This window comes from Oscillibacter sp. MSJ-31 (genome assembly GCF_018918025.1).
Taxonomy (GTDB): domain Bacteria; phylum Bacillota; class Clostridia; order Oscillospirales; family Oscillospiraceae; genus Hominicoprocola.
The window spans coordinates 1-19,987 of record NZ_JAHLPT010000019.1 but is presented as its reverse complement, the minus strand read 5'-3'; the positions used below and the strand labels follow the sequence as shown (position 1 = coordinate 19,987).

Annotated in this window: 17 protein-coding genes and 1 tRNA gene; 4 read left to right on the top strand and 14 right to left on the bottom strand. The window is 60.6% G+C overall.

The features are described 5' to 3' along the window. The first annotated feature begins 140 nt into the window (after positions 1–140). Positions 141–470, top strand: coding sequence for a TetR/AcrR family transcriptional regulator (locus tag KQI17_RS10855; protein WP_216496250.1), 330 nt, complete (start codon positions 141–143; stop codon positions 468–470). Between the two features lie 37 nt (positions 471–507). Here the strand turns inward: KQI17_RS10855 and KQI17_RS10850 are convergent, their stop codons facing one another. The 9 genes from KQI17_RS10850 to KQI17_RS10810 form a co-directional block, all read right to left on the bottom strand. After that, complete coding sequence (locus KQI17_RS10850; RefSeq protein ID WP_216496249.1) at positions 508–2,022, bottom strand: bifunctional UDP-sugar hydrolase/5'-nucleotidase; 1,515 nt, start codon at positions 2,020–2,022, stop codon at positions 508–510. A 3-nt stretch (positions 2,023–2,025) separates the two neighbouring features. Next, a complete protein-coding gene (gene phnE / locus KQI17_RS10845; RefSeq protein ID WP_216496248.1) occupies positions 2,026–2,835 on the bottom strand; it encodes a phosphonate ABC transporter, permease protein PhnE in 810 nt (269 codons plus the stop codon). A gap of 12 nt (positions 2,836–2,847) precedes the next feature. After that, on the bottom strand, positions 2,848–3,669 hold the full coding sequence (phnE, locus tag KQI17_RS10840) for a phosphonate ABC transporter, permease protein PhnE (RefSeq protein WP_216496247.1): 822 nt from the start codon (positions 3,667–3,669) through the stop codon (positions 2,848–2,850). After that, positions 3,666–4,424, bottom strand: coding sequence for a phosphonate ABC transporter ATP-binding protein (phnC, locus tag KQI17_RS10835; RefSeq protein ID WP_216496246.1), 759 nt, complete (start codon positions 4,422–4,424; stop codon positions 3,666–3,668). The genes phnE (KQI17_RS10840) and phnC overlap by 4 nt, the downstream gene beginning before the upstream one ends. 98 nt (positions 4,425–4,522) lie before the next feature. Beyond that, a complete protein-coding gene (locus KQI17_RS10830; protein ID WP_216496245.1) occupies positions 4,523–5,587 on the bottom strand; it encodes a PhnD/SsuA/transferrin family substrate-binding protein in 1,065 nt (354 codons plus the stop codon). 155 nt (positions 5,588–5,742) lie between these two features. Next, positions 5,743–6,489: a MurR/RpiR family transcriptional regulator gene (locus tag KQI17_RS10825; protein ID WP_216496244.1), complete on the bottom strand. Its 747-nt coding sequence runs from the start codon at positions 6,487–6,489 to the stop codon at positions 5,743–5,745. Between the two features lie 24 nt (positions 6,490–6,513). After that, entirely contained in the window at positions 6,514–7,200 is a 687-nt protein-coding gene (locus KQI17_RS10820) for a phosphatase PAP2 family protein (protein ID WP_216496243.1), read from the bottom strand. After that, complete coding sequence (locus tag KQI17_RS10815) at positions 7,197–8,000, bottom strand: HAD-IIA family hydrolase (RefSeq protein WP_253285792.1); 804 nt, start codon at positions 7,998–8,000, stop codon at positions 7,197–7,199. Before KQI17_RS10815 ends, KQI17_RS10820 begins: the two co-directional genes overlap by 4 nt. A gap of 91 nt (positions 8,001–8,091) precedes the next feature. Then, positions 8,092–8,970 carry a LysR family transcriptional regulator gene (locus KQI17_RS10810; RefSeq protein ID WP_216496242.1) on the bottom strand — a complete coding sequence of 293 codons (879 nt, stop codon included), beginning with the start codon at positions 8,968–8,970 and terminating at the stop codon, positions 8,092–8,094. A gap of 119 nt (positions 8,971–9,089) precedes the next feature. Here KQI17_RS10810 and brnQ point away from each other — a divergent pair, with 119 nt between their 5' ends. Further along, on the top strand, positions 9,090–10,436 hold the full coding sequence (gene brnQ, locus KQI17_RS10805) for a branched-chain amino acid transport system II carrier protein (protein WP_216496241.1): 1,347 nt from the start codon (positions 9,090–9,092) through the stop codon (positions 10,434–10,436). A 350-nt stretch (positions 10,437–10,786) separates the two neighbouring features. Here the strand turns inward: brnQ and KQI17_RS10800 are convergent, their stop codons facing one another. Next, the gene (locus KQI17_RS10800) at positions 10,787–11,893 is read right to left on the bottom strand and encodes an SLC13 family permease (RefSeq protein WP_216496240.1); all 1,107 of its coding nucleotides are present in this window, start codon (positions 11,891–11,893) and stop codon (positions 10,787–10,789) included. Between the two features lie 268 nt (positions 11,894–12,161). Between KQI17_RS10800 and KQI17_RS10795 the strand changes: the two genes are divergently transcribed. After that, positions 12,162–13,316, top strand: a complete 1,155-nt coding sequence (locus KQI17_RS10795) for a site-specific integrase (RefSeq protein ID WP_216496239.1) — start codon at positions 12,162–12,164, stop codon at positions 13,314–13,316. 184 nt (positions 13,317–13,500) lie between these two features. Here the strand turns inward: KQI17_RS10795 and KQI17_RS10790 are convergent. The 4 genes from KQI17_RS10790 to polA form a co-directional block, all read right to left on the bottom strand. Next, positions 13,501–13,576: transfer RNA gene (locus KQI17_RS10790), tRNA-Thr, on the bottom strand. A 621-nt stretch (positions 13,577–14,197) separates the two neighbouring features. Continuing rightward, entirely contained in the window at positions 14,198–15,247 is a 1,050-nt protein-coding gene (gene tsaD, locus KQI17_RS10785; protein ID WP_216496238.1) for a tRNA (adenosine(37)-N6)-threonylcarbamoyltransferase complex transferase subunit TsaD, read from the bottom strand. A gap of 182 nt (positions 15,248–15,429) precedes the next feature. Further along, positions 15,430–15,903, bottom strand: a complete 474-nt coding sequence (gene rimI, locus KQI17_RS10780; protein WP_253285791.1) for a ribosomal protein S18-alanine N-acetyltransferase — start codon at positions 15,901–15,903, stop codon at positions 15,430–15,432. Continuing rightward, complete coding sequence (polA, locus tag KQI17_RS10775) at positions 15,900–18,554, bottom strand: DNA polymerase I (RefSeq protein WP_216496237.1); 2,655 nt, start codon at positions 18,552–18,554, stop codon at positions 15,900–15,902. The genes rimI and polA overlap by 4 nt, the downstream gene beginning before the upstream one ends. Before the next feature lie 142 nt (positions 18,555–18,696). Between polA and KQI17_RS10770 the strand changes: the two genes are divergently transcribed. Further along, complete coding sequence (locus KQI17_RS10770; protein ID WP_216496236.1) at positions 18,697–19,869, top strand: MFS transporter; 1,173 nt, start codon at positions 18,697–18,699, stop codon at positions 19,867–19,869. Positions 19,870–19,987: the final 118 nt, after the last annotated feature.

Here is a 19,987-nt window from a genome sequence, read left to right as displayed (position 1 = left end):
CTGCATACTCACCGAAAAGCGCCGCCGGACTTTGCGCATTTTCCCGAAAAATTCGGGCGGGTAGCTTTCTTGCGAGAACGCTCTTTTTCTGTTAAAACGAAATCATAATCGCAAGTCCAATTTGAAAGGAGCGTGAACGTTTGTCATTGCGAGGGAAACAGGCCAACGGCCTTGTGACGCAGCAGTGGGTGCTGCGCGCCGCCGTAGCGCAATTTCTGGAGAAGGGCTACACCGGCACGACCACCGCAGACATCACCGGGGCGGCGGGCATCGCTCAGAGCTCATTTTTCCACGTCTTTCCCAGCAAGGAGGCGCTGCTGCTCGAGCTGGTGCGGCGGATGTTCGGCGGGCAATTTGACCTCGCCGGACAGCACAGCGGCGCGGCGGACCCCGTGTTCCTCTATGCGGCGGAAACGGCGCTTTCACTTTCTATTGCCACAGCGCAAAGGAAGGCAAGAAGCTTGACGTGATCCGCAAGAATGCCAGCGTTGCCTTTGAAATGGATTGTCAGAATACCCTGAACTCTCCCCGCGCAAGCGGGAGCTCTCCGCCGTATCGCTTGAAGTAGTCCAGCAGCAGGTCGGACATCTCCGTGCCGATCTCGCGCACGATCGGGCAGCCGACATAGCCGTCATACCCGCCCGTGCCGCTGGCGCGGTAGCTGCTCAGGCAGGCGGTGAACACGTCCGTGTCCTTCACGGGCGTTCCGTTGAATGTCAGCTCGACCACTCGCTCGCCCACGGGCCTTGCAATGTCGTAGGCATAGGTCACGCCGGCGTAGTAATCGTAATTATAATGCTCCACCTTGGGCTCCAGAAAGCAGTCCGACACCCGCAGCGAGCCGTCGGCGTTTCGGGTGAAATATTCCGCGCTGCGCTCCATCGCCCTGCGCAGGACGGCGCCGGTGATCTCCAGCACCGTCAGCGTGTTGGTGTAGGGGTAGGCGTTGAGAATGTCCCTGCGGCGCACGGTCTGCGGCAGACCCGCCGCGTCGTTGGCAAGGCTCGTGACCGAGAGCTGCGCGCCGCTTGCGGCGAGCTGCACGGTGTTGAAGAGGTCGGCGAGGGCGCTGCCCTCGGCCGCCATCCGCAGCGGCGTATCCGGCAGCATCGGCGTCTCCAGATGTCCCACCACCTGGTCGAGCCAAGCCTGTGCGCCGCGCTCCATATCGGCGAACTCCGCGAGCCAGTCCGCCCGGCATTCGCCGTGGGCGGGGACCGTTTCGCTGGAAAAGCGCTTCCCGCCGCCGGACACGGCGGCCTCTACCCGCAGGAACTCCTGCCCCTTGTCGGAGGGCTGCACCACGAAGGTGCCGCTCACCAGCTGCCCGGGCACGGACATATGCTGGTGTCCGGTCAGCAGGATGTCGAGATCCAGCTCCTGACAGATGCGGTAGGCGACGTTTTCGCGGGTCGCGGAGAGCACGCGCCCCGTGGCGAGGTCGCGCTCGAAGCCGCCGTGGTAAATGCCGACCGTCAGGTCGACCTGATCACGCAGCCTTTCCAGCGCGGCGGCCACGGCGGGGATCGGGTCGGTGATCGCAATGCCGGCGAGGTGCTCCGGCTTTTCCCAGATGTTCACATAGTCAGTCACGATGCCGATGATGCCGACCCGCAGCCCGTTTTCCAGCGTGTGGATGCGCGCGGGAAAGCGCACCCCCGCCTCGTCCCAGCGGACGTTTTCGCACACGCAGCGCGCTTTCAGCACGTTGAGGTAGCTGTCAAGGTACGGCATCCCGTAGTTGAAGTCATGGTTGCCCAGCGTCACATAGTCATAGCCGCAGCGGTTCATCATCTCGGCGAAGCGCGCGGCGCTGCCGATGGTATCGTGGCAGAACGCCCCCAGCGGCGAGCCCTGCAGGATGTCGCCGCCGTCGATGACGAGGGTGTTGCCGTCCTTGCGGAAGCGGCTGGCGCACTTGAACAGCCCCAGCTCCTTTTCCCCCTGTCCGCGGTAATCGGTCGGATAAATGTAGCCGTGCAGATCGGAGGTAAAATAGATTGTCAGCTTTTTCTCGTCCATCGCTTACCCCCGTGCCAGCTTCACGCGGATCTTCGCCGAGATCCACTCGATGATGAGCACCAGCACGATCAGCCCCAGCAGGATCGCGCCGACCTCGTTCCAGCGGTACGAGCTCATGGCGAAGATCAGCGGCGCGCCGATGCCGCCCGCGCCCACAAGACCGAGCACGGTCGCGTCGCGCAGGTTCATGTCGAAGCGGTAGATGATCGTGGAGGTGAAGTCCGCCGTCAGCTGGGGCAGGATGCCATAACGGATCTTCTGGAAGGTCGTGCAGCCCGCGGCGTCCAGCGACTCTAGGATCCGCTTGTCAAGGTCCTCAATGCTCTCGATGAACATTTTTGACACCATGCCAATCGAGCAGAGGGACATGGTCAGCAGGCCCGCGAACGGCCCGGGGCCGGTGACGCGGATGAACATCAGTCCGTAGGCAAAGGCGGGGATGGTGCGGATGGCGGCGATGAGCACGCGGCCGACGAGCGCCACGCCCCGCGGCACCAGATTGCTCGCCGACAGGAACGACAGGGGCAGCGAGATCACCGCGCCCACGATCGTGCCGAGGAAGGCGATGCAGAAGGTCTCCAGCAGCAGGTAGGGCACGCCGTCTGTGCCGAGCGTAAGGAGGAGCTTCGCCGAGGGATGGAAGATGCCGGAGAGAATGTTCCCCGCCACCTCCAGCCCGTTGCCGGTGGAGCTGCTGACCCTCACCGCCGTGCCGGACCACGCCAGAAGGCAGGCGACGATGAACGCCGCCAGCAGCTGCCACACCCACGTCTTCGGCGCGGAGGCATAGGCTTTTTTGATTCGTTCGTTCATAGCCGTTCCTCCTCACGTCAGGCGCTTGCGCAGCGCGTGGCTGATGCCCTCGATGACCATGACGGTGACAAAGAGGACGATCAGGATCATGCCAAGGCTGTCGTATTCGCGCCAGCCGATCTTTTCATTCATAATGAGGCCCAGTCCGCCTGCGCCCACATAGCCGAGGATGGAGGCGTAGCGCACGTTGCCCTCCAGACAAAACAGGGACACGGACAGATAGGTGGGCAGCACCTGCGGAAAGACGGCGGCGGTAAAGGCGCGCAGGCGCGTAGCGCCCAACGCCTCCATGGCCTCGTAGGGTCCCATATCCACCGTTTCGATGATCTCAAAGAGCTGCTTGCCCACATAGGCAAAGGTGAAAACGGCGATGGCACAGGTGCCCGCCATGGTGCCGAGACCGAAAATGTAGGTGGCGATCAGGGCGCACACCAGCGTCGGCAGGGTGCGCACCAGACTCAAAAACAGGCGCACAAGAAACACCACAACGCGGTTCGTCACGATGTTGCTGGCTGCGGCAACGGCAAATGGGACCGCCAGCACCGCGCCGATGAACGAGCCGAGGATGGACATTTTGATGGTGTCCCACAGCGGCTGCCAGATCTTGCCGAGGTAGGCGGTGTTCGGCGGGAACATCGCCTTGAGGATGTCGAAGAACTTGCTGCCCTTTTTCACCAGCACAGCAAGGTCAAAGCCCGTGATGCGGACGGAAAGGACGGTCAGCGCAATCAGCACAAGTAAGATCAGCGGCGCGCGGCTGCGCTTTTCCTCCACCGCCGTACCGTCCGCCAGCGTATAGACGTGAGGCTTGAAAATGCGGTCGTAGAGGCTCATACGCACTCCTCCGCGCCGGCCTGCTCCCCGTAGATGGCGTCGAGCACCGCCTGATCCACCTTTGCGGAGGGGCCGTCGTAGACGATCTTACCGGCGCGGATGCCGATGATCCGGTCGGCGTATTCCAGCGCCAGCTCCACATGGTGGATGTTCAGCAGAATGGAGATGCCCATCTCCTGATTGATGTGAACGAAGTCCTGCATCACCTGCTTGGCGGTCACAGGGTCGAGGGCGGCGACCGGCTCGTCCGCCAGAATGATGTGGGGGCTCTGGGTCAGCGTCCGCGCCAGCGCTACGCGCTGCTGCTGACCGCCGGAGAGCTGGTCGGCGCGCATATACGCCTTGTCCAAAATGCCCACCTTGTCCAGCGACTCGAGCGCCTTGATCTTGTCCTCTTTGCGGAACGCGCCCAGCAGCACACGCCAGAAGGGCATATCCGGCACGCAGGCGGAGAGCACATTCTTGATCACAGTCGTGCGCGTGACCAGATTGAACGACTGGAACACCATGCCGATGCCCCGGCGGAACTGCCGCAGCGCCTTGCCGGAAAGGGTGCTCACATCCGTGCCGTTCACCGTCAGCGTGCCGGCGGTGATCCGGTGCATACGGTTCACCGCGCGCAGCAGCGTGGACTTGCCCGCGCCGGAGCGGCCGATGATGGCGACGAATTCGCCGTCCTGAATGGTCAGGTTCACATCGTCCAGGCCCACGGTGCCGTTGGGATATACCTTGGATACATGGTCAAATACGATCATACGGTCTCCTCTTCTTCCTGATATGAAACGCGGGGAGGACGGCACAGCGGAAGGTTCTTGCCTGTGCGTATCCTCCCCGCGTTTGGGAAAGTTCTGGCTTAGTTCGCGGCGGTCAGCTCCTGAATGAGCTTCTGCGCGGCGCGCTCGTTGTCATAGTCGGAGGACTGCGCCTTCTGATAGCCGTTGTGGCTGTAGATGGCGATGACCTGCTTGCCCTCGTCGGTGTTGCCGATGTTGATGAAGGCGTTCTGCAGGGCGGCGATCAGCGCGTCGTCCATGATCTCGGAGTTCTTGCTCACGGAGATGGTGTCGTTGTAGATGGGGGCGGTGACGCCGATGACGTTGGTCTCCTCCCAGATGGAGGCCTCGCGGTTGAACTCGGTGTTCCAGCGCTCGGCATAATCGCGGCGGGCGTCGGCATAGGTCACGAGCACGTCGACCTGACCGGAGGCAAGACGCGCGAAGGCGCTGGCGTAGGAATCGGACTGCACGGCGCTGCTCAGGTCAGAGATGCCCTTGCCGTAGTGATCCTGCAGCCACAGGGCGGGATAGATATAGCCCGCGGGAGAGGAGGTTCCCATGATGCTCCAGTTGGCGCTGTCAAGGTTCTCCCAGGTCAGCTCCTCGCCGCCGTTGACCTTGGCGGCCAGCTCCTGACCCTTGTCGGAGGGACCGGCGATGATGAGCGCGCGGTAGGAGACCGCCTGCTTCTCGGACGCCTCGGTGGGCTGACCGTCGTTCCAGTCCTTGGCGTTGTCGGAATCCTTGCTCAGACCGTTGCGGGTCGCGGTCAGGATGACCTCGGCGCCGTCGTCATAGAGAACATAGGTGCCGCCCGGGATCAGACCGACGTCGATGGTACCGGCCTCAAGACCCTCGCCGACGGCTTCGTAGGTGGTGCCGACGGTGATCTCGACCTCGCCGACCTCATAGCCCTCCTTGGCAAGCTCGTCCTTGAGCAGCTGCTTGAGGGGCTCGGTCGCGGTGATGATCTCCTGCGGCTCGCGGGACGGAACGAACGCCACCTTCAGCGTTTCGATCTGCTTTGCGCCGCTCTCGCCGTCCTGCTGGGGTTCGTCAGCGGTGGTGTCCTTGCTGCCGCAGCCGGCCAGCAGGCCGAGGCTCATGACCAGCGTGAGCAAAAGTGCAAGACTTCTTTTCATTGTGTTTTCCTCCATAATGTATCGTTTGCGTTTCTCCGCCGGATACCCCGTCGGAGCCGATGATCGCGGAAAACGGCGTTTTCCGCCGCACCGCATTTTGAGTATAGCACAGCCGCGGAGGGAAAATTTTTCCGGTTGAGTAAAAAAAGTACCGATTAGACGCTCTCCTTCCGCTCAAAATAGCGCGCCATCAGATCCTCGAACACCAGAATGACGTGCCCGAAGAAGGGATTCGGCAGGCTGCCGGCGAGCGTCTGCTTTGTCCCGTCGAGCACGAATACAAGGTCAGAGAGCTGTGCCAGAGTAGAATCGCCCCGTCGGGTAAAGGTCACGATCTTATGTCCGTGCTGCTTTGCGTGGCGCACATCGTTGAGGACCGGCTCCGTCTCGCCGCTCTGGCTGACGGCGAACATGACCGCCGCCTCGTCATTCACCGCGCCGCGGTGCGCCTCCTGAAAGAGCATATAATCGTAAAAATGCACATTGTTGAACGCCATAAAGCCGCAGATCGACAGGCGCTGCGTGATATAGGTCCCCACAATGTTGGAAAAGCCCTCGCCGGTCGTGAACATCTTTCCGCCGCGGCGCTCCCGGAGCAGCGCGCAGAAGCGCTCGACCAGCGCATCGTCGTAATTGTCGATCAGGCTCTTGAGGTTTTCCGCCTTTCGGTCCCCCGAAGAGGCAAGCTGGCGGCTGAGGTGGTAATAGAGCTCGCTGTAGCCGTCAAAGCCCAGCCGCTTGCACATTTTGACGATGCTGGTCGTGGACAGGAAGTTTTCATTTGCGATCTGCTGGATGCCCACGCGCTTCTCGCCCCGTTCGATGTGCGCGGCAATACCGGTGATCACCTTGCGCTCATCCTCCGAGAGCAGATTCGTCAGCAAAAAATAATTGTCTCCCATGACGGGTCCCCCTCTCCTGTGATCTCAGCCGTGCCGCCCCGGCCGTCCGTAGCACAGCCACCATCCCAGCGCGCACACCGGAAGCGCGCACAGCACATCGAGGATCGAGTGCCGCTTCATGAAAACCGTGGAAAGGCTGATGCACAGCGCCAGAAGCACGGACGCCGCCTGCCACCACGCCCGTTTCCGGAGCCGCGGGCTGTCCCACAGCGCGAACAGCGCCGCGGCGGAGCCAATGACGTGGAGCGACGGGCAGACGTTCGTGTTTGTGTCAAAGGTATAAAACCACGCGACCGCCCGCGTGAGCGCATTGTCATGTGCAAACGCCTCGGGCCGCAGCAGCTGCTGCGTCGGGTAGATGAAATAAACGACGGTCGCGGCCGTATAGGTGACGATGACGAACCGCATCATCCGCCGGAAGGCGGGCACATCCTGAAAAAAGGTATACGCCAGCGCGCCGATCAGATAGACGAACCAGAGAAGATACGGGATCAGCGCCCATTCGCTGAACGGGATCGCATCGTCCAGAGCGCAGTGCATCACATGATAGGCCGCATGGGGGCGGAAGCGCTCCAGCGCCAGAAACGCCAGCCCGAAAACCGGCCAAAAGAGCAGCAGCTTGATGTGCGAAAATTCCGGCGTGTTGAGCTTACGCAGGCGAAACTGCCGGTAGTCCGGCCTTATGACCGTCTGTGGGGCTCGCGCTTTCATTTCTTCTCCGCGCGGGCCATGGCTGCGATGTCGCCCACGCCGTCGAGCACGATGCTCGGACGGTAGGCGTAGGTGCGGAGCGTCTCGCGCGTCGAGACGCCGGAGAGCACCAGCACCGTGGACATACCGCTTTCCATGCCGGAAATAACGTCGGTATCCATGCGGTCGCCGACCATCACCGCCTCGGCGGAGTGGCAGTTCAGCATTTTCAGTCCCGTTCGCATCATCAGTGGATTCGGCTTGCCGCAGAAATACGCCTGCTTGCCCGTCGCCATCTCGATGGGCGCGATGAGTGCGCGGCAGGCGGGCGCGATGCCGTTTTCGATGGGGCCGGACACATCGGAGTTCGCGCCGATGAGCTTCGCGCCCTGCATCACAAGGTTCGTCGCCTTTGTGAGCGTGTCGAGCGAATAGCTGCGCCCCTCGCCCACGACCACATAATCGGGGTTCACATCGTTCATCGTGATGCCCGCGTCGTAGAGGGCGTTGAGCAGTCCCGCCTCGCCGATGGCAAACACCGAGCAGCCGGGTGCCTGCTCCCGCAGGAAGGCCGCCGTGGCGAGTGCGCTCGTATAAAAGTGCTCCTCCGGCACATCGAGGCCCATGCGCGCGAGCTTCTGGTTCAGCTCGCGCGGCGTGTAGCCGCTGTTGTTCGTGAGAAAGAGATATTCCTTGTCCTCCTCGTGCAGCCATTGGATGAACTCCGCCACGCCCGGCAGGATGCGGTTGCCGTGGTAGATGACGCCATCCATATCGCAGATGAAGCCCTTTTTCTCGTTGAAATTGATCGAAGCGCCCATGTAGATTTCTCCTTCGTTTCTTCTTTCTGTTTGGTATGTTTTCCTGTTATATCATTGAAAGGAATGGATTTCTATATCTTTTCTGTAAAATCTACGATAAGCCGCCGGTAAAGTCGAGCACACACGCGCGCAGGCGCAATATCTCCTCCGGCGTATTCCGGCTCAGGTGCATTCCCATCCCCAGCTCGCGTCCCGCCTTCGGGCTGACCGGCAGCGTCCGCACACCCTGCGTTCTCCCCCGCATCATGATCTCCGTCATCATGGTGATGCCGAGCCCCTTACTGACCATGCGGATCACCGTTTCATCGTCCACATGGCAGGGGCGGACCTTCGGCCTCACCTTTTTCGGGCTGAGCGCGGCATTCACATCAATGTCGAACCGCCCGTAGGGCATCAGGAACTCCTTCCCGTCGAATTCCTCGATGGGAAAGCTCTCTCTCCCGCCGACCGGATAATCCTCCGGCAGGATGGCATACATCGCGTCGTAATACAGCGGCGTCCAATCGCAGTTGACGCGGCTCTGCCGTGCGGCAAAGATGACGTCGGTGCGCCCCGCCTCCAGCAGCTCGAACGGCTCAAGCTCATGGTCCACCATGCGAAGATCCACGTCGGTCTCCGGACACACGCGGCGGAAGCGGTACAGAATTTCCGGCATCCAGTGCATGGCAAGGCTCGCATACGCGGCAATGCGGATCGTCGCCGTCCGCTTTTTCGCGATGGCCTCGATCTGATTCTCCAGCCTTGCCGTCGCGCTGAGATATTCCCGTATGGCGGGCAGCAGCGCTTCTCCGTCCTCGGTCAGCGCGATGCCGCTGTGGTCGCGCCGGATGAGCGTCATGCCGATCTCGCGCTCCAGCCCGTTGATCAGGTGCGTCAGTCCCGACTGGGTGTAGCCCACCACCTCAGACGCTTTGGAAAAGCTGCCGAGGTTGACTGCCGTCATCAATATTTCAAGCTTCTTGCTGTCCACAGGTCTGCCGCCTCCTGTCCATCAGGGTATTTCAATTTGTAATATAACTATTATAACCGGTCGTTTCTCTTTTTCAAGTGCAGGGTGTAAGATTCTCGGCACAAAGGAGTTGATTTTCCATGACGACCAAAAAATTAACGCTCCGGCAGAAAATTCTTGTTGCCGGAACACTGTTCGGAATGTTCTTCGGGGCCGGAAACCTGATCTTCCCCGTCCATCTCGGCCAAATGGCGGGGCAGAATGCCTTGCCCGCGATCATCGGCTTTATCATCACGGCGGTCGGCATCCCCATCCTCGGCGTCGCCGCCATCGGCGTCACGCACTCCGACGGACTTCAGACGCTCTCCGGCAAGGTCGGCAAGGGCTACGGCATTTTCTTCACCTGCCTGCTCTACCTGACCATCGGCCCGCTCTTCGCCATCCCGAGATGCGCCACCGTTTCCTTCACGACCGGTATCACGCCCCTGCTGGGCGCGGATTCGCCGGAGCGGCTGTATCTGCTCCTCTTTTCGGCGGTGTTCTTCGCCTTCGTGCTCTTCTTCTCTCTGCGTCCCGGTAAGATCACCGTCTGGATCGGCAAGATCATCAATCCGCTCTTCCTGTTCTTCTTTGCCGTGCTGATGCTCGCGGCGCTGCTCGCGCCCGGCGCGGCGATCTCCGCGGTCGAGCCAGTGGAGGCCTATCGGAGCGACGCGTTCTTCCCCGCGCTCATTGAGGGCTACGGCACGATGGACGCCATTGCCGGTCTCGCCTTCGGCATCGTGGTCATCGACGTCATCCGCCGCATGGGCGTGGACAATGACGACGCCATTGCCGAGGACGTGCTCTCCTCCGGTCTGCTCACCGGCGCGCTGATGGCGCTGATCTATGTGGTGTCCATCGTGGTCGGCGCGCAGTCGAGAGGGCTCTTCGAGCTGTCTGAAAACGGCGGCATCGCCCTCACGCAGATCGCCGGACATTACCTCGGCGGCGTGGGACTGTTTATTCTTGCCTTCACCATCACCTTTGCCTGTCTCAAGACCTCCATCGGTCTGGTCACCGCCTGCGCGGAGACCTTTTCCAAGATGACGAACGGGAAGATCTCCTACCGCAGCTGGGCGATCCTCTTCACGGTGTTTTCCTTTGCCGTGTCGAACATCGGGCTGAGCGCCATCATTGAATACTCCATTCCCATGCTCATGCTCATCTATCCCCCGGCGATCGCGCTCATTCTTCTCGCCTTCCTCGGCAAATTCTTCGCGCATGACCGCACCGTTTACATCACGACCATGACCGGCACGTGGGCCGCCGCCATTTTCGACTGCATGAAAGCGCTGCCCGCGCCGGTGCAGGCCGCGCTCCATCTGGACGCGCCCATTGCCTTCGCCGCCGCGCATCTTCCCCTGTTCGACAAAAACCTTGGCTGGCTGCTGCCCGCGGTCATCGGCTTTGCGGCCGGCATGGCGATCCGCGCGAGCCGAAAGTAAGCGTCCGCAGCTCTTTCATAAACTGCCGTCCGCATCCTTCTGATGAATAACGGAAATGCTCAGAATACCGCACGCGAAAATTTTTATGCAAAAAATTTGTTTAAGGCAGCTTTTGCATAATGGAGTCGGAATAAGATATACACCAAGGGACAGGCACGAGCCTGTCCCTTATGTGTTCGTCAGTTATAATCGGCAGAATTTGTATATCTCCTGCTTGCCGAAACAATGACCGACCCAACTACGACCCCGAGTATAGATATGTATTGCGACAGTGATAAGCCATAAAGCATTCCGCGGTAACTATCACCTCTGAAAATTCCAGAACAAAACGCAATTCTGTTGGAAACGGCTTATCCCATCACAACGGACATGGCAGCCAGAAGAATTGCCAGGAATGCAAAGCTGATCCCAGAAAAAAGGAAAAGAAAGCGCTTCCCGCCATTGGGAACGCGGCGCGTATATTCCCGAAACGTAATAAGGCTTGCCAGAGAAGCCACCAGCGTTCCTGCGCCGCCCACATTGACGCCAACCAGAAGCCCGCGGGCATCCTGCGTGAAGCGGCTGAGTAAAATGGCGGCAGGGACATTACTGATGATCTGGCAGGTGAGCGCGGAGATCAGCATGGTCCCGTGGGACAAAAGGCGGGCGAACAGCACCCGAACAGGTTCCATCCGGGCAAGATTGCCGGAAAAGGTGAAGAACGCGGCGAAGGTGGCCAGCAGTCCCCAGTCCACGGTTTTCAATGCGTGCCGGTCCAGAAACCAGAGCGCCAGAACAATGACCGTCAAGCCAAGGACATAGGGCATCAGCCGCAGCACCATGGCAACGGCTAAACAGAATAGCCCACCATAGACGGCGGCTTGGCGGGAGTCTACCGCGGCCTGCGCTTCCGGCACACAAAGCTGGTCCTTTGGAAACGCCAAGCAGCACAGGAGAATGAGGACGGTAGACAGGATGAAGGGCGGCAGCATTGCCGAAAAGAACGTTTTCGTGGAAAGACCGTAATAGCTGAAAAGATAGAGATTCTGCGGATTGCCGAAGGGCGTGATCATTCCGCAGAGGTTGGCGGCGCAGTTTTGCAGAATGAACAGAAGCGCGGCGTGCTTTTCCTGACCGGTAGAGGAAAGCACAAACCAGCCAAGCGGCAGAAAGGTCAGCAAGGCGGTATCATTGGTCAGAAGCATAGACCCGAACATGGTGATGACTACCAGCGCCGTACACACGCCCCGGACCGTGGAAAAGGTGCGTACCATCCGCTGGGAAAGAGCGGAAAAGATATGCAGATCCCGCAAAGCACCCACCACTGCCAGCACACAAAACAGGCAAGCAAGCGTCTTGAGGTCATAATAACCTAAGTAGTCCCTATCAGGCGGGACAAAAAATGCCGTTACAACTGCGGCCAGTAGTGAAATGACCAGCATGGCATTGGCGCGGCACCAAGATTTGATCTTACTCATAAAAAGCCCCTTTGCGTGAAAAATACAGAATTTCGCGTGTGTATTTCCGTGAAGAAGATAACACATTTTAGGATAATTTACAATGAGGTTTTATTAACCCGGCAAACGCCAAGGGGCAACGCAATTTGGTGCATATTGTGCGCTGCCGAAAACAATAGGACCTCTCCAAAAACGCACCGCTGTAACCACAGAAGATGTCCAAAAAGTAATAGCTTTCTTCAAGGAGTTGTGGTATGTGTTGTGGCTACCAAAGAAAGGAGCGATGCTCATGGCTAAGAAATGCGCCAACGGCGAGGGCAACATCAGAAAACGAAAGGACGGACGCTGGGAGGGCCGCTACACCGCGGGCTACCATCCCGAGACAGGTAAGCGGATCATTAAAAATGTTCTCGGCAAGACACAAGCAGAATGCAAGGCGAAATTGAGTGCCGCGCTGGAATCGGTCAAGGGTATCGACGTCAGCCGCACCGATGAATACACGGTTGCCGCTTGGCTGCGGACGTGGTTTGAATTGTATGCCAAACCACACATTCGCCCATCCACCATGAACTACTACCACCGGAACATCGAACAGCATATCATCCCTGCTATCGGGGATATCCCGCTGAATAAGCTCACCACCCGTGACCTGCAAAAGCTCTACAACGATTTACAAAGCAATGGCAGGTTGCGAAAGGTACAGAAAAAGGAAAAACCCGGACTGAGCAATTCCACTGTGCGCGGCATCCATATGATGCTGCACAATGCTCTTGACCGGGCGGTGAAGGAAAAACTCATTCTCACCAATCCCACGGAGAATTGCATCATCCCCAAAATTGAGAAACAAGAGATGAAAATCCTTCACCCAGACCACATCAGCGCGTATCTGAACGCCGCCGAGCGGCGTAATGCCCTACCGATGTTCTATCTGGAATTGATCAGCGGCTTGAGAAAGGGCGAGCTGGTCGCGCTCCAATGGAGCGACCTTGACGAAGCCAGCTGCACCATCTCCGTCAGTAGGCAGGCCAGCTGGGACACAGAGCACCAGCTCATTCTAAGCCGCCCAAAAACCGGCAACTCCATCCGCGAGGTGTCCATCCCGCAGGATGCCGTGGAGCTGCTGAAGCAGGAGCACGCCAAGCACCCGGACAATCCGTGGATGTTCCCGTCCAGCAGAACAGGAGAAATGTATCACCCCGACTCGGTGGTAACACTCCACAAGCGGATCCTCAAGGACGCGGGGCTGGAGCATATCAGGTTTCACGACCTGCGTCATACGTTCGCGACCCTGGCACTCCAAAACGGGGTGGACGTCAAAACGGTCAGCAGTATGCTCGGGCACTACGACGCGGGCTTCACCCTCCGCACCTACACCCACGCCACTCGGCAGATGCAGCAAAAGGCTGCGGAGAAAATGGGCAGTTTCATGGCACAGATTCGATAAGACCCACAGACAAGCAGAGCACCGGAAAGGAAACGGTTTCCTCTCCGGTGCTCTTTCACCCTTTCCGCGCATTTCCGCGTGTGGGTCACGGTGTGGGTCAAAATTTGCCCCACACCCTGACCTACAATGTTTGTGGCGTTTATATAACAAAAAAGCACCGAAAACCGAAGTTTTCTGTGCTTTTTGGAGCTGGTGGGGTGACTCGAACACCTGACCTGCTGATTACGAATCAGCTGCTCTACCGACTGAGCTACACCAGCGTCTTTCTCAAAGACGAATGATATTTTAGCACACTTTTTTGCCCGCGTCAAGACAGAAACCATTGTTTTTTCCCGGTCTGCCTTCTTCTCATTTTTGAACGTGCATTTCGGTGAATAATACCATTTGTATTTGCGCTCGCTCTCTTGCATTTCGGACGGCCCGCCGGCGGCGTCCGCGCCCCGCAAACCGAGCCGGCATCCCAAACCGCTGCCCGACGCGCTTCGTCAAAAATCGGGAAAACCCGTACTTTGCCTTCCTTTTCCCGACTTTTTCCGGCACGCTCTCTGCCCTCGCGCGATTGTTCGACGAGTTCACATAAGTTTTTCAATAATGCTTTTCTACAAATAGTTATCCACAGTTTCCACAGACTTATCCCCAGACTTTGAACGCCCTATATTTCTTTGGTTTTCTGAAATTCTCAGACATTCTGCACAGCCGCAGCGTCAAATGTCCCGTCCCTCTCCGGTACATGACTCGTTTGACATAACGCACGATATTTCTTCTCCCTTTTGCAAATAACGTCCGCTTGTTTCCATAACGCCCTTATTTTGCAGGATTTCATTTTGCTCCGTCAAAAAGGAAAGCCGCAGACCTTGACAGGTCTGCGGCTTTTATTCATCTCAGGCGAATATGTCGCGCACCTGCGCACGGTAGGCGACCACCGCGTCGTCGATGTCGCGGGTGGCGTAGGCGTTGAGCGACAGGTCCGCGCGAGCGCCGGCCAAATACTCATAGTAGCCCTGCGCGCCGATCATCGCGCCGTTATCGCCGCACAGCCGGAGCGGCGGGAGGTACAGCTTCACGCCCTCGTGCGCACATGCCGCCATCAGGTCGGCGCGGAGGATGGTGTTCGCGGCCACGCCGCCGGCGGCGACCATCGTTTTGCGTCCGCACGTGCGCGCGGCCAGCATGGCGCGCGGCACCAGCTCATCGGACACCGCGCGGGTAAAGTCCCGCGCGAGCGCCGCGCGGTCGAGCGGCTCGCCCTTCTGCTCGGCGTTGTGGGCGAGGTTGACCACCGCCGTCTTGAGGCCGGAAAAGCTCATGTCGAGCGGGTGCCCCTCGATGCTCGCGCGCGGCAGGTCGTACACGCCGCCCGCGCTCTGCTGCGCCAACTCGTCCATCGGCTTGCCGCCGGGATAGGGCATCCCGAGCACACGCGCGGCCTTGTCGAAGCATTCGCCCGCCGCGTCGTCGCGCGTCGCGCCGACGAGAACAAGGTCGGTATAATCCCGCACGTCCACGAGCAACGTGTTGCCGCCGGACATGCACAGCGCCAGGAACGGCGGCTCCAGCTCCGGGAACGCCAGATAATTCGCGGCGATGTGGCCGCGGATATGATGCACCGGAATGAGCGGTACGCCCAGCGCGTAGGCGACGGACTTGGCGAAGCTCAGCCCCACCAGCACCGCGCCGATCAGGCCCGGCGCGTAGGTGACCGCCACCGCGTCGATGTCCCGCTTCGTCACGCCCGCGTCCGCGAGCGCCTTGTCCGTCAGCGCGGCGATGGCCTCGACGTGCTTGCGCGAGGCGATCTCCGGCACCACGCCGCCGTAGAGCGCGTGCATATCCGCCTGCGACGCGATGGCGTCCGAGAGCACGCGCCGCCCGTCCTCGACGACCGCCACCGCGGTCTCGTCGCAGGAGGATTCAAAAGCCAGTATTTTCATCTTAATCTGCTTCTTTCTATCATTCTTCGCCGCATCTCTCACGAGACCGCCGGGCGCTTGCGCCCGCCCGCGGAGGCGGGGCGGCAGCAGCAAAGCTGCTGCCAAGACGTGTTATCACAGCTGAAATCAAACCGCTTCGCGGTTTGATCGCTCGTCGCAGGAGGATTCAAAAGCCAGTATCCTCATTTCGCTGCCTCCCCAAACTCCCGTGTCATGATGACGGCATCTTCCTTGGGATGCTCATAGTAATTCCTGCGGCATCCCACGCCGCGGTAGCCGTGCTGCCCGTAGAGCGCGATGGCGGCGTAGTTGCTCGCGCGCACCTCGAGTGAGAGAAACGCGAGATGATTGCCCTCGGCAAAGCGCTCGAAGACATCGAGCAGCTTCCCCGCGACGCCGCGGCGGCGGCAGTCGGGCCGCACGGCGACATTCGTGATGTAGCCCTCGTCGAGCACGACCTGCAGGCCCGCATAGCCGACCACGCGGTCATTTTCGTCCAGCGCAACGAGAAAGGCCGAGAGCGCGTTGTCCAGCTCCTCGGCGAGCGCATTGCGCGACCACGGCACGGTGAAGCAGCTGCGCTCCAGCTCCGCCACCGCGTCGAGGTGCTCCGTTTTCATCGGTACGATCCGCACCGGCATGACTTTACCGTTCATCCCTTTGCCTCCAGCCAGTTTTTGCCCCAGTGCGCCTCCGCCACCAGCGGCACGGAGAGCTGCATCACGCCCTCCATCTCCTCCGTGAGGAGCCGTGCCGCCTGCTCCGCCATCGCCTCGGGGCACTCGACGATCAGCTCGTCGTGGACCTGCAGCAGCAACTTCGCCTCCGGTGCCTCGCGTCTGAGACGGTCATGCACGCGCACCATCGCGAGCTTCATCACGTCCGCCGCCGTGCCCTGAATAGGCATATTGAGCGCGACGCGCTCGCCGAACGAGCGGGTGGCAAAGTTGCTCGCGGTCAGCTCGGGGAGGTCGCGGCGGCGGTGCATGAGCGTTTCGACATAGCCCTGCGCCTTTGCCCTTTCCACGATCTCGGTCATGTAGCGGCGCACGCCGGAGAAGCGGTCGAGGTAATTCTGAATATACTCCTTCGCCTCGTAAACGCTCACGCCGATGTCCTGCGCGAGCGAAAACGCAGAGATACCGTAGACGATGCCGAAGTTGACCGCCTTCGCGTGCGAACGCATCTGCTTCGTCACCGCCTCCGTCGGCACGCCGAACACCTGCGAGGCGGTGACGGTGTGAATATCCTCGCCGCTCAAAAACGCCTGCCGCATCGTCTCGTCGCCCGCGATGTGGGCGAGCAGCCGCAGCTCGATCTGGCTGTAGTCCGCGTCCACGAGCACCTTGCCGCGCTCGGGCACGAACATCCGCCGCAGCTCGCTGCCGAGCGGCGTGCGCGTCGGGATATTCTGCAAATTCGGCTCGGTGGAGCTGAGCCGCCCCGTGGCGGTCACGGTCATCTGGAAGCTCGTGCGCACGCGCCCGTCCGGCCCGATGACCTTCAGCAGCCCGTCGCAGTAGGTCGATTTCAGCTTGGCGTACTGGCGGTACTGCAGCACGTCGGCGACGATGGGGTGCTCCCAGCGCAGCTTTTCGAGCACATCCGCATTCGTAGACCAGCCAGTTTTCGTCTTTTTGCCGTGCGGCAGACCGAGACGGTCGAAAAGCACCTCGCCGAGCTGCTTGGGGGAATTGATGTTGAAGCTCCCGTCGGCCTCCTCGTAAATGCGCTCCTCCAGCGTTTTCAGCTCCGCGTCCATCGCCGCGCCGAAGTCCGCGAGCGCCTTCGCGTCCACGCGCACGCCCGCAAGCTCCATCTCCGCGAGCACGCGGCAGAGCGGTAACTCGACCTCATAATAAAGCGCATGGAGCTGCCTCTCCTCGATGCGCGGCACAAGCTCCTTATAAAGCGAGCCGACGGCGGAGGTATAGATATGAAACGCCGTTTCCGCCGCTCTCACATCGCCGAGCAGATCGAACACCCCCGGCTCCAGATGCGCGGGCGCGGCAAGCTGCGTGTGGAAGTAGACGGCAAAGAGCGAGGCGATGTCATACCTGCCCGCCGTCGCGTCGAGGAGGTAGGCGGCGAGCGCGGTGTCGAACACGAAGCCCTCGGCGGGCAAACCGTTTTCCAGCAGCGTGTGCATGAGGTCCTTGACGTTGTGGCTGACCTTTTTGATGTCGGTGGAGAACAGTGCGCGCAGCAGCGCGTTCCAGTCGCCGGAATAGCGATCGAAGAAAAACTCCGCGCTCAGCGTTTCCCTTTCGCTCTTCTCCCACTCCACGATCACGCCGGAGAGGTCGGGCAGCGCGAGCACCGTCACATGGCCCGCCGCGCGGAGGCGTGCAAGACATTCCTCCGCTCTTTCCGCGCTCGTCACAGTCTCGACCGTCACGGTGCATTCGACCGTCTCTGCGGCGCTGAGCGGCTCCGCCGCGGGCTTTAGCCCCATTTTCTCGATGAGCTTGTGGAACTCCAGACGCATGAGCAGCGGATAGAGCGCGTCCGACGGCGCTTTGCGCAGGTTGTCCTGCGGCGTGAACTCCAACGGCGCATCGGTGAGAATCGTCGCGAGGTGATAGCTCTGCCGTGCGCTTTCCTCGCCCTCAGTCAGCTTTTTGATGACGCCGGGCTTGGCGTTAAGCTCCGGCAGGAGACGGTAAATTTCGTCGATGCTGCGGTACTTCTGAACGAGCGCCATCGCCGTCTTTTCGCCGATGCCGGGAACGCCCGGGATGTTGTCGCTCGCGTCGCCCATGAGCGCCTTGAGGTCAATGATGTGGATCGGCTCAAAGCCGTACTCCTCGGCAAAGCTCTCAGGCGTCATGCGCTTCGTGGTGGTCTGCCCCATGCGGGTGGAGATGAGCTTGACGGTCGTGTGCTCCGTGATGAGCTGAAGCGAATCCTTGTCACCCGTCGCTGCCACGCAGTCCCAGCCCGCCGCCTCGCATCTGCGCGAGATGGTGCCGATGAGATCGTCCGCCTCGTAGCCCGCCAGCTCGTAGCGCGGAATGTTCATCGCGTCGAGTACCTCTTTCATCACCGGAAGCTGCATCGCCAACTCCTCGGGCATCCCCTTGCGCTGGGCCTTGTAGCCCTCGTACTCCAGGTGGCGGAAGGTCGGCTCGCGCCGGTCGAAGGTCACGCACACTGCGTCGGGCCGCTCCTCGTCCTCCAGCCGCGCCATCGTGACCAGAAAGCCGTAAATGGCCTGCGTATAAAAGCCGTCCTTCGTCGTCAGGGGACGGATGCCGTAATAGGAGCGATTGAGGATCGAGTTGCCGTCCAGCACCATCAGCTTCATCGTCAAAAACCTCCGTGTTCGCATTCTTTTTCATGTTACAGTATAGCCCATGCGCGCGCAAAACTCAACAAAAACCGTTGACAATGCATCACAAAGTGTTAAACTTCTTGTATTCCGCTTTGTTGGGAAAGGAGGCGTCGCCGTGCGGCTTTCCATGAATACGCGCTACGCCGTGATCCACGCCTCGTTCTGGGGCGCCTACGGCTCGCTCTGGGCCTTTATCGCGCTCGTGCTCGAATACAACGGCTTTGCGAGCGCGCAGGTCGGCGTCGTGACCTCGTGCGCGACGCTGCTCTCGGTGTTCCTCTCCCCCGCGGTCTCCTCGTTTCTCGACGCGCGGCCCGGCCTCGAAAACCGCCACGGCGCGATGGCGCTGCTCACGCTCGCCGCGGCGCTGTGCCTGCTCGTATGGCTCGTGCCGCTGCCGCGCCCGTTCGTGTTGGGCGCGTGCTTCGCGCTCATCGGCGCGTTCCTCTCCTCCACCCCGCCGTTTCAAAACGCCATGGCGATGGACGCGAACCGCTGCGGCATCCCGGTGGTCTACGGCTTCTGCCGCGGCGTCGGCTCGGTCTCCTACGCCGCCGCGGTGCTGCTCCTCGGCTTTGTGCTCGAGCGCCACGCGCCGACGCTGCTCCTGCCGATCTTTGCCGCGCTGACCGCCTGCGGGCTTATCGCCATGGCCGGCTTCCGCCTGCCCGAGCGCCCCGATGAAGCGGCGGACCGCCCTGCGGAGCACCGGAGCATCGCCGCCGTGCTGCGCAGCCACCCGCGCTTCGCGCTCACCCTGCTCGGCTGTATGTTCTTTTTCCTCACCCACACCATCTCCAACACCTATATGAACGCCCTCGTCGCCAAGGCCGGCGGGACCGCGAGCGCCGTGGGCACGAGCCTTGCCATCTCCGCCGTGCTGGAGCTGCCCGCGATGACGCTGGTCTCCCGGCTGCAAAAGCGCTTCTCGCCCGGCTTCTTCCTGCGCTTCGCGGCAGGAGCCGAGGTCGTGAAATTCCTTATTTTCTACCTTGCCCGCTCAATGCCCCTCATCTACCTCGGGCATTGTATGCAGTTCTTCCAGTTCGCCGTTTACGCGCCCGCGACGGTCTACTACGTCGCCGCGGCGCTCCCCGAACGCGACCAGCTCAAGGGACAGTCGCTCATCTATGTCGCCGGCAGCGGACTTGGCGGCGCGCTGGGCAATCTCCTCGGCGGACGGCTCCTCGACCGCAGCGGCATACAGGCCGCGCTGCTGCTCGGCACGGTGAGCGCGGCGGCCTCGCTGCTGACCTTCTGCCTCTCCACGCGGGAGGACTCCCGATGATAATCATAACCACCAGTAAACTGGTGGTTTGGTCTGCCCCTAAAAGGGGCTATTACGACCGTAGCCCCTGAAAGGGGCGTTGAAGGTTTGACACCGCATTACCATTTCAGGCAGCCGC

Bases quoted from the DNA above. Each gene is read 5' to 3' on its own strand.
- phnC (WP_216496246.1), bottom strand. From the start codon at position 4,424: ATGATCGTATTTGACCATGTATCCAAGGTATATCCCAACGGCACCGTG.
- KQI17_RS10830 (WP_216496245.1), bottom strand. From the start codon at position 5,587: ATGAAAAGAAGTCTTGCACTTTTGCTCACGCTGGTCATGAGCCTCGGC.
- phnE (WP_216496247.1), bottom strand. From the start codon at position 3,669: ATGAGCCTCTACGACCGCATTTTCAAGCCTCACGTCTATACGCTGGCG.
- KQI17_RS10795 (WP_216496239.1), top strand. From the start codon at position 12,162: ATGGCTAAGAAATGCGCCAACGGCGAGGGCAACATCAGAAAACGAAAG.
- brnQ (WP_216496241.1), top strand. From the start codon at position 9,090: ATGACGACCAAAAAATTAACGCTCCGGCAGAAAATTCTTGTTGCCGGA.
- tsaD (WP_216496238.1), bottom strand. From the start codon at position 15,247: ATGAAAATACTGGCTTTTGAATCCTCCTGCGACGAGACCGCGGTGGCG.
- KQI17_RS10815 (WP_253285792.1), bottom strand. From the start codon at position 8,000: ATGGGCGCTTCGATCAATTTCAACGAGAAAAAGGGCTTCATCTGCGAT.
- rimI (WP_253285791.1), bottom strand. From the start codon at position 15,903: ATGAACGGTAAAGTCATGCCGGTGCGGATCGTACCGATGAAAACGGAG.
- KQI17_RS10800 (WP_216496240.1), bottom strand. From the start codon at position 11,893: ATGAGTAAGATCAAATCTTGGTGCCGCGCCAATGCCATGCTGGTCATT.
- phnE (WP_216496248.1), bottom strand. From the start codon at position 2,835: ATGAACGAACGAATCAAAAAAGCCTATGCCTCCGCGCCGAAGACGTGG.
- KQI17_RS10825 (WP_216496244.1), bottom strand. From the start codon at position 6,489: ATGGGAGACAATTATTTTTTGCTGACGAATCTGCTCTCGGAGGATGAG.
- KQI17_RS10820 (WP_216496243.1), bottom strand. From the start codon at position 7,200: ATGAAAGCGCGAGCCCCACAGACGGTCATAAGGCCGGACTACCGGCAG.
- polA (WP_216496237.1), bottom strand. From the start codon at position 18,554: ATGAAGCTGATGGTGCTGGACGGCAACTCGATCCTCAATCGCTCCTAT.
- KQI17_RS10850 (WP_216496249.1), bottom strand. From the start codon at position 2,022: ATGGACGAGAAAAAGCTGACAATCTATTTTACCTCCGATCTGCACGGC.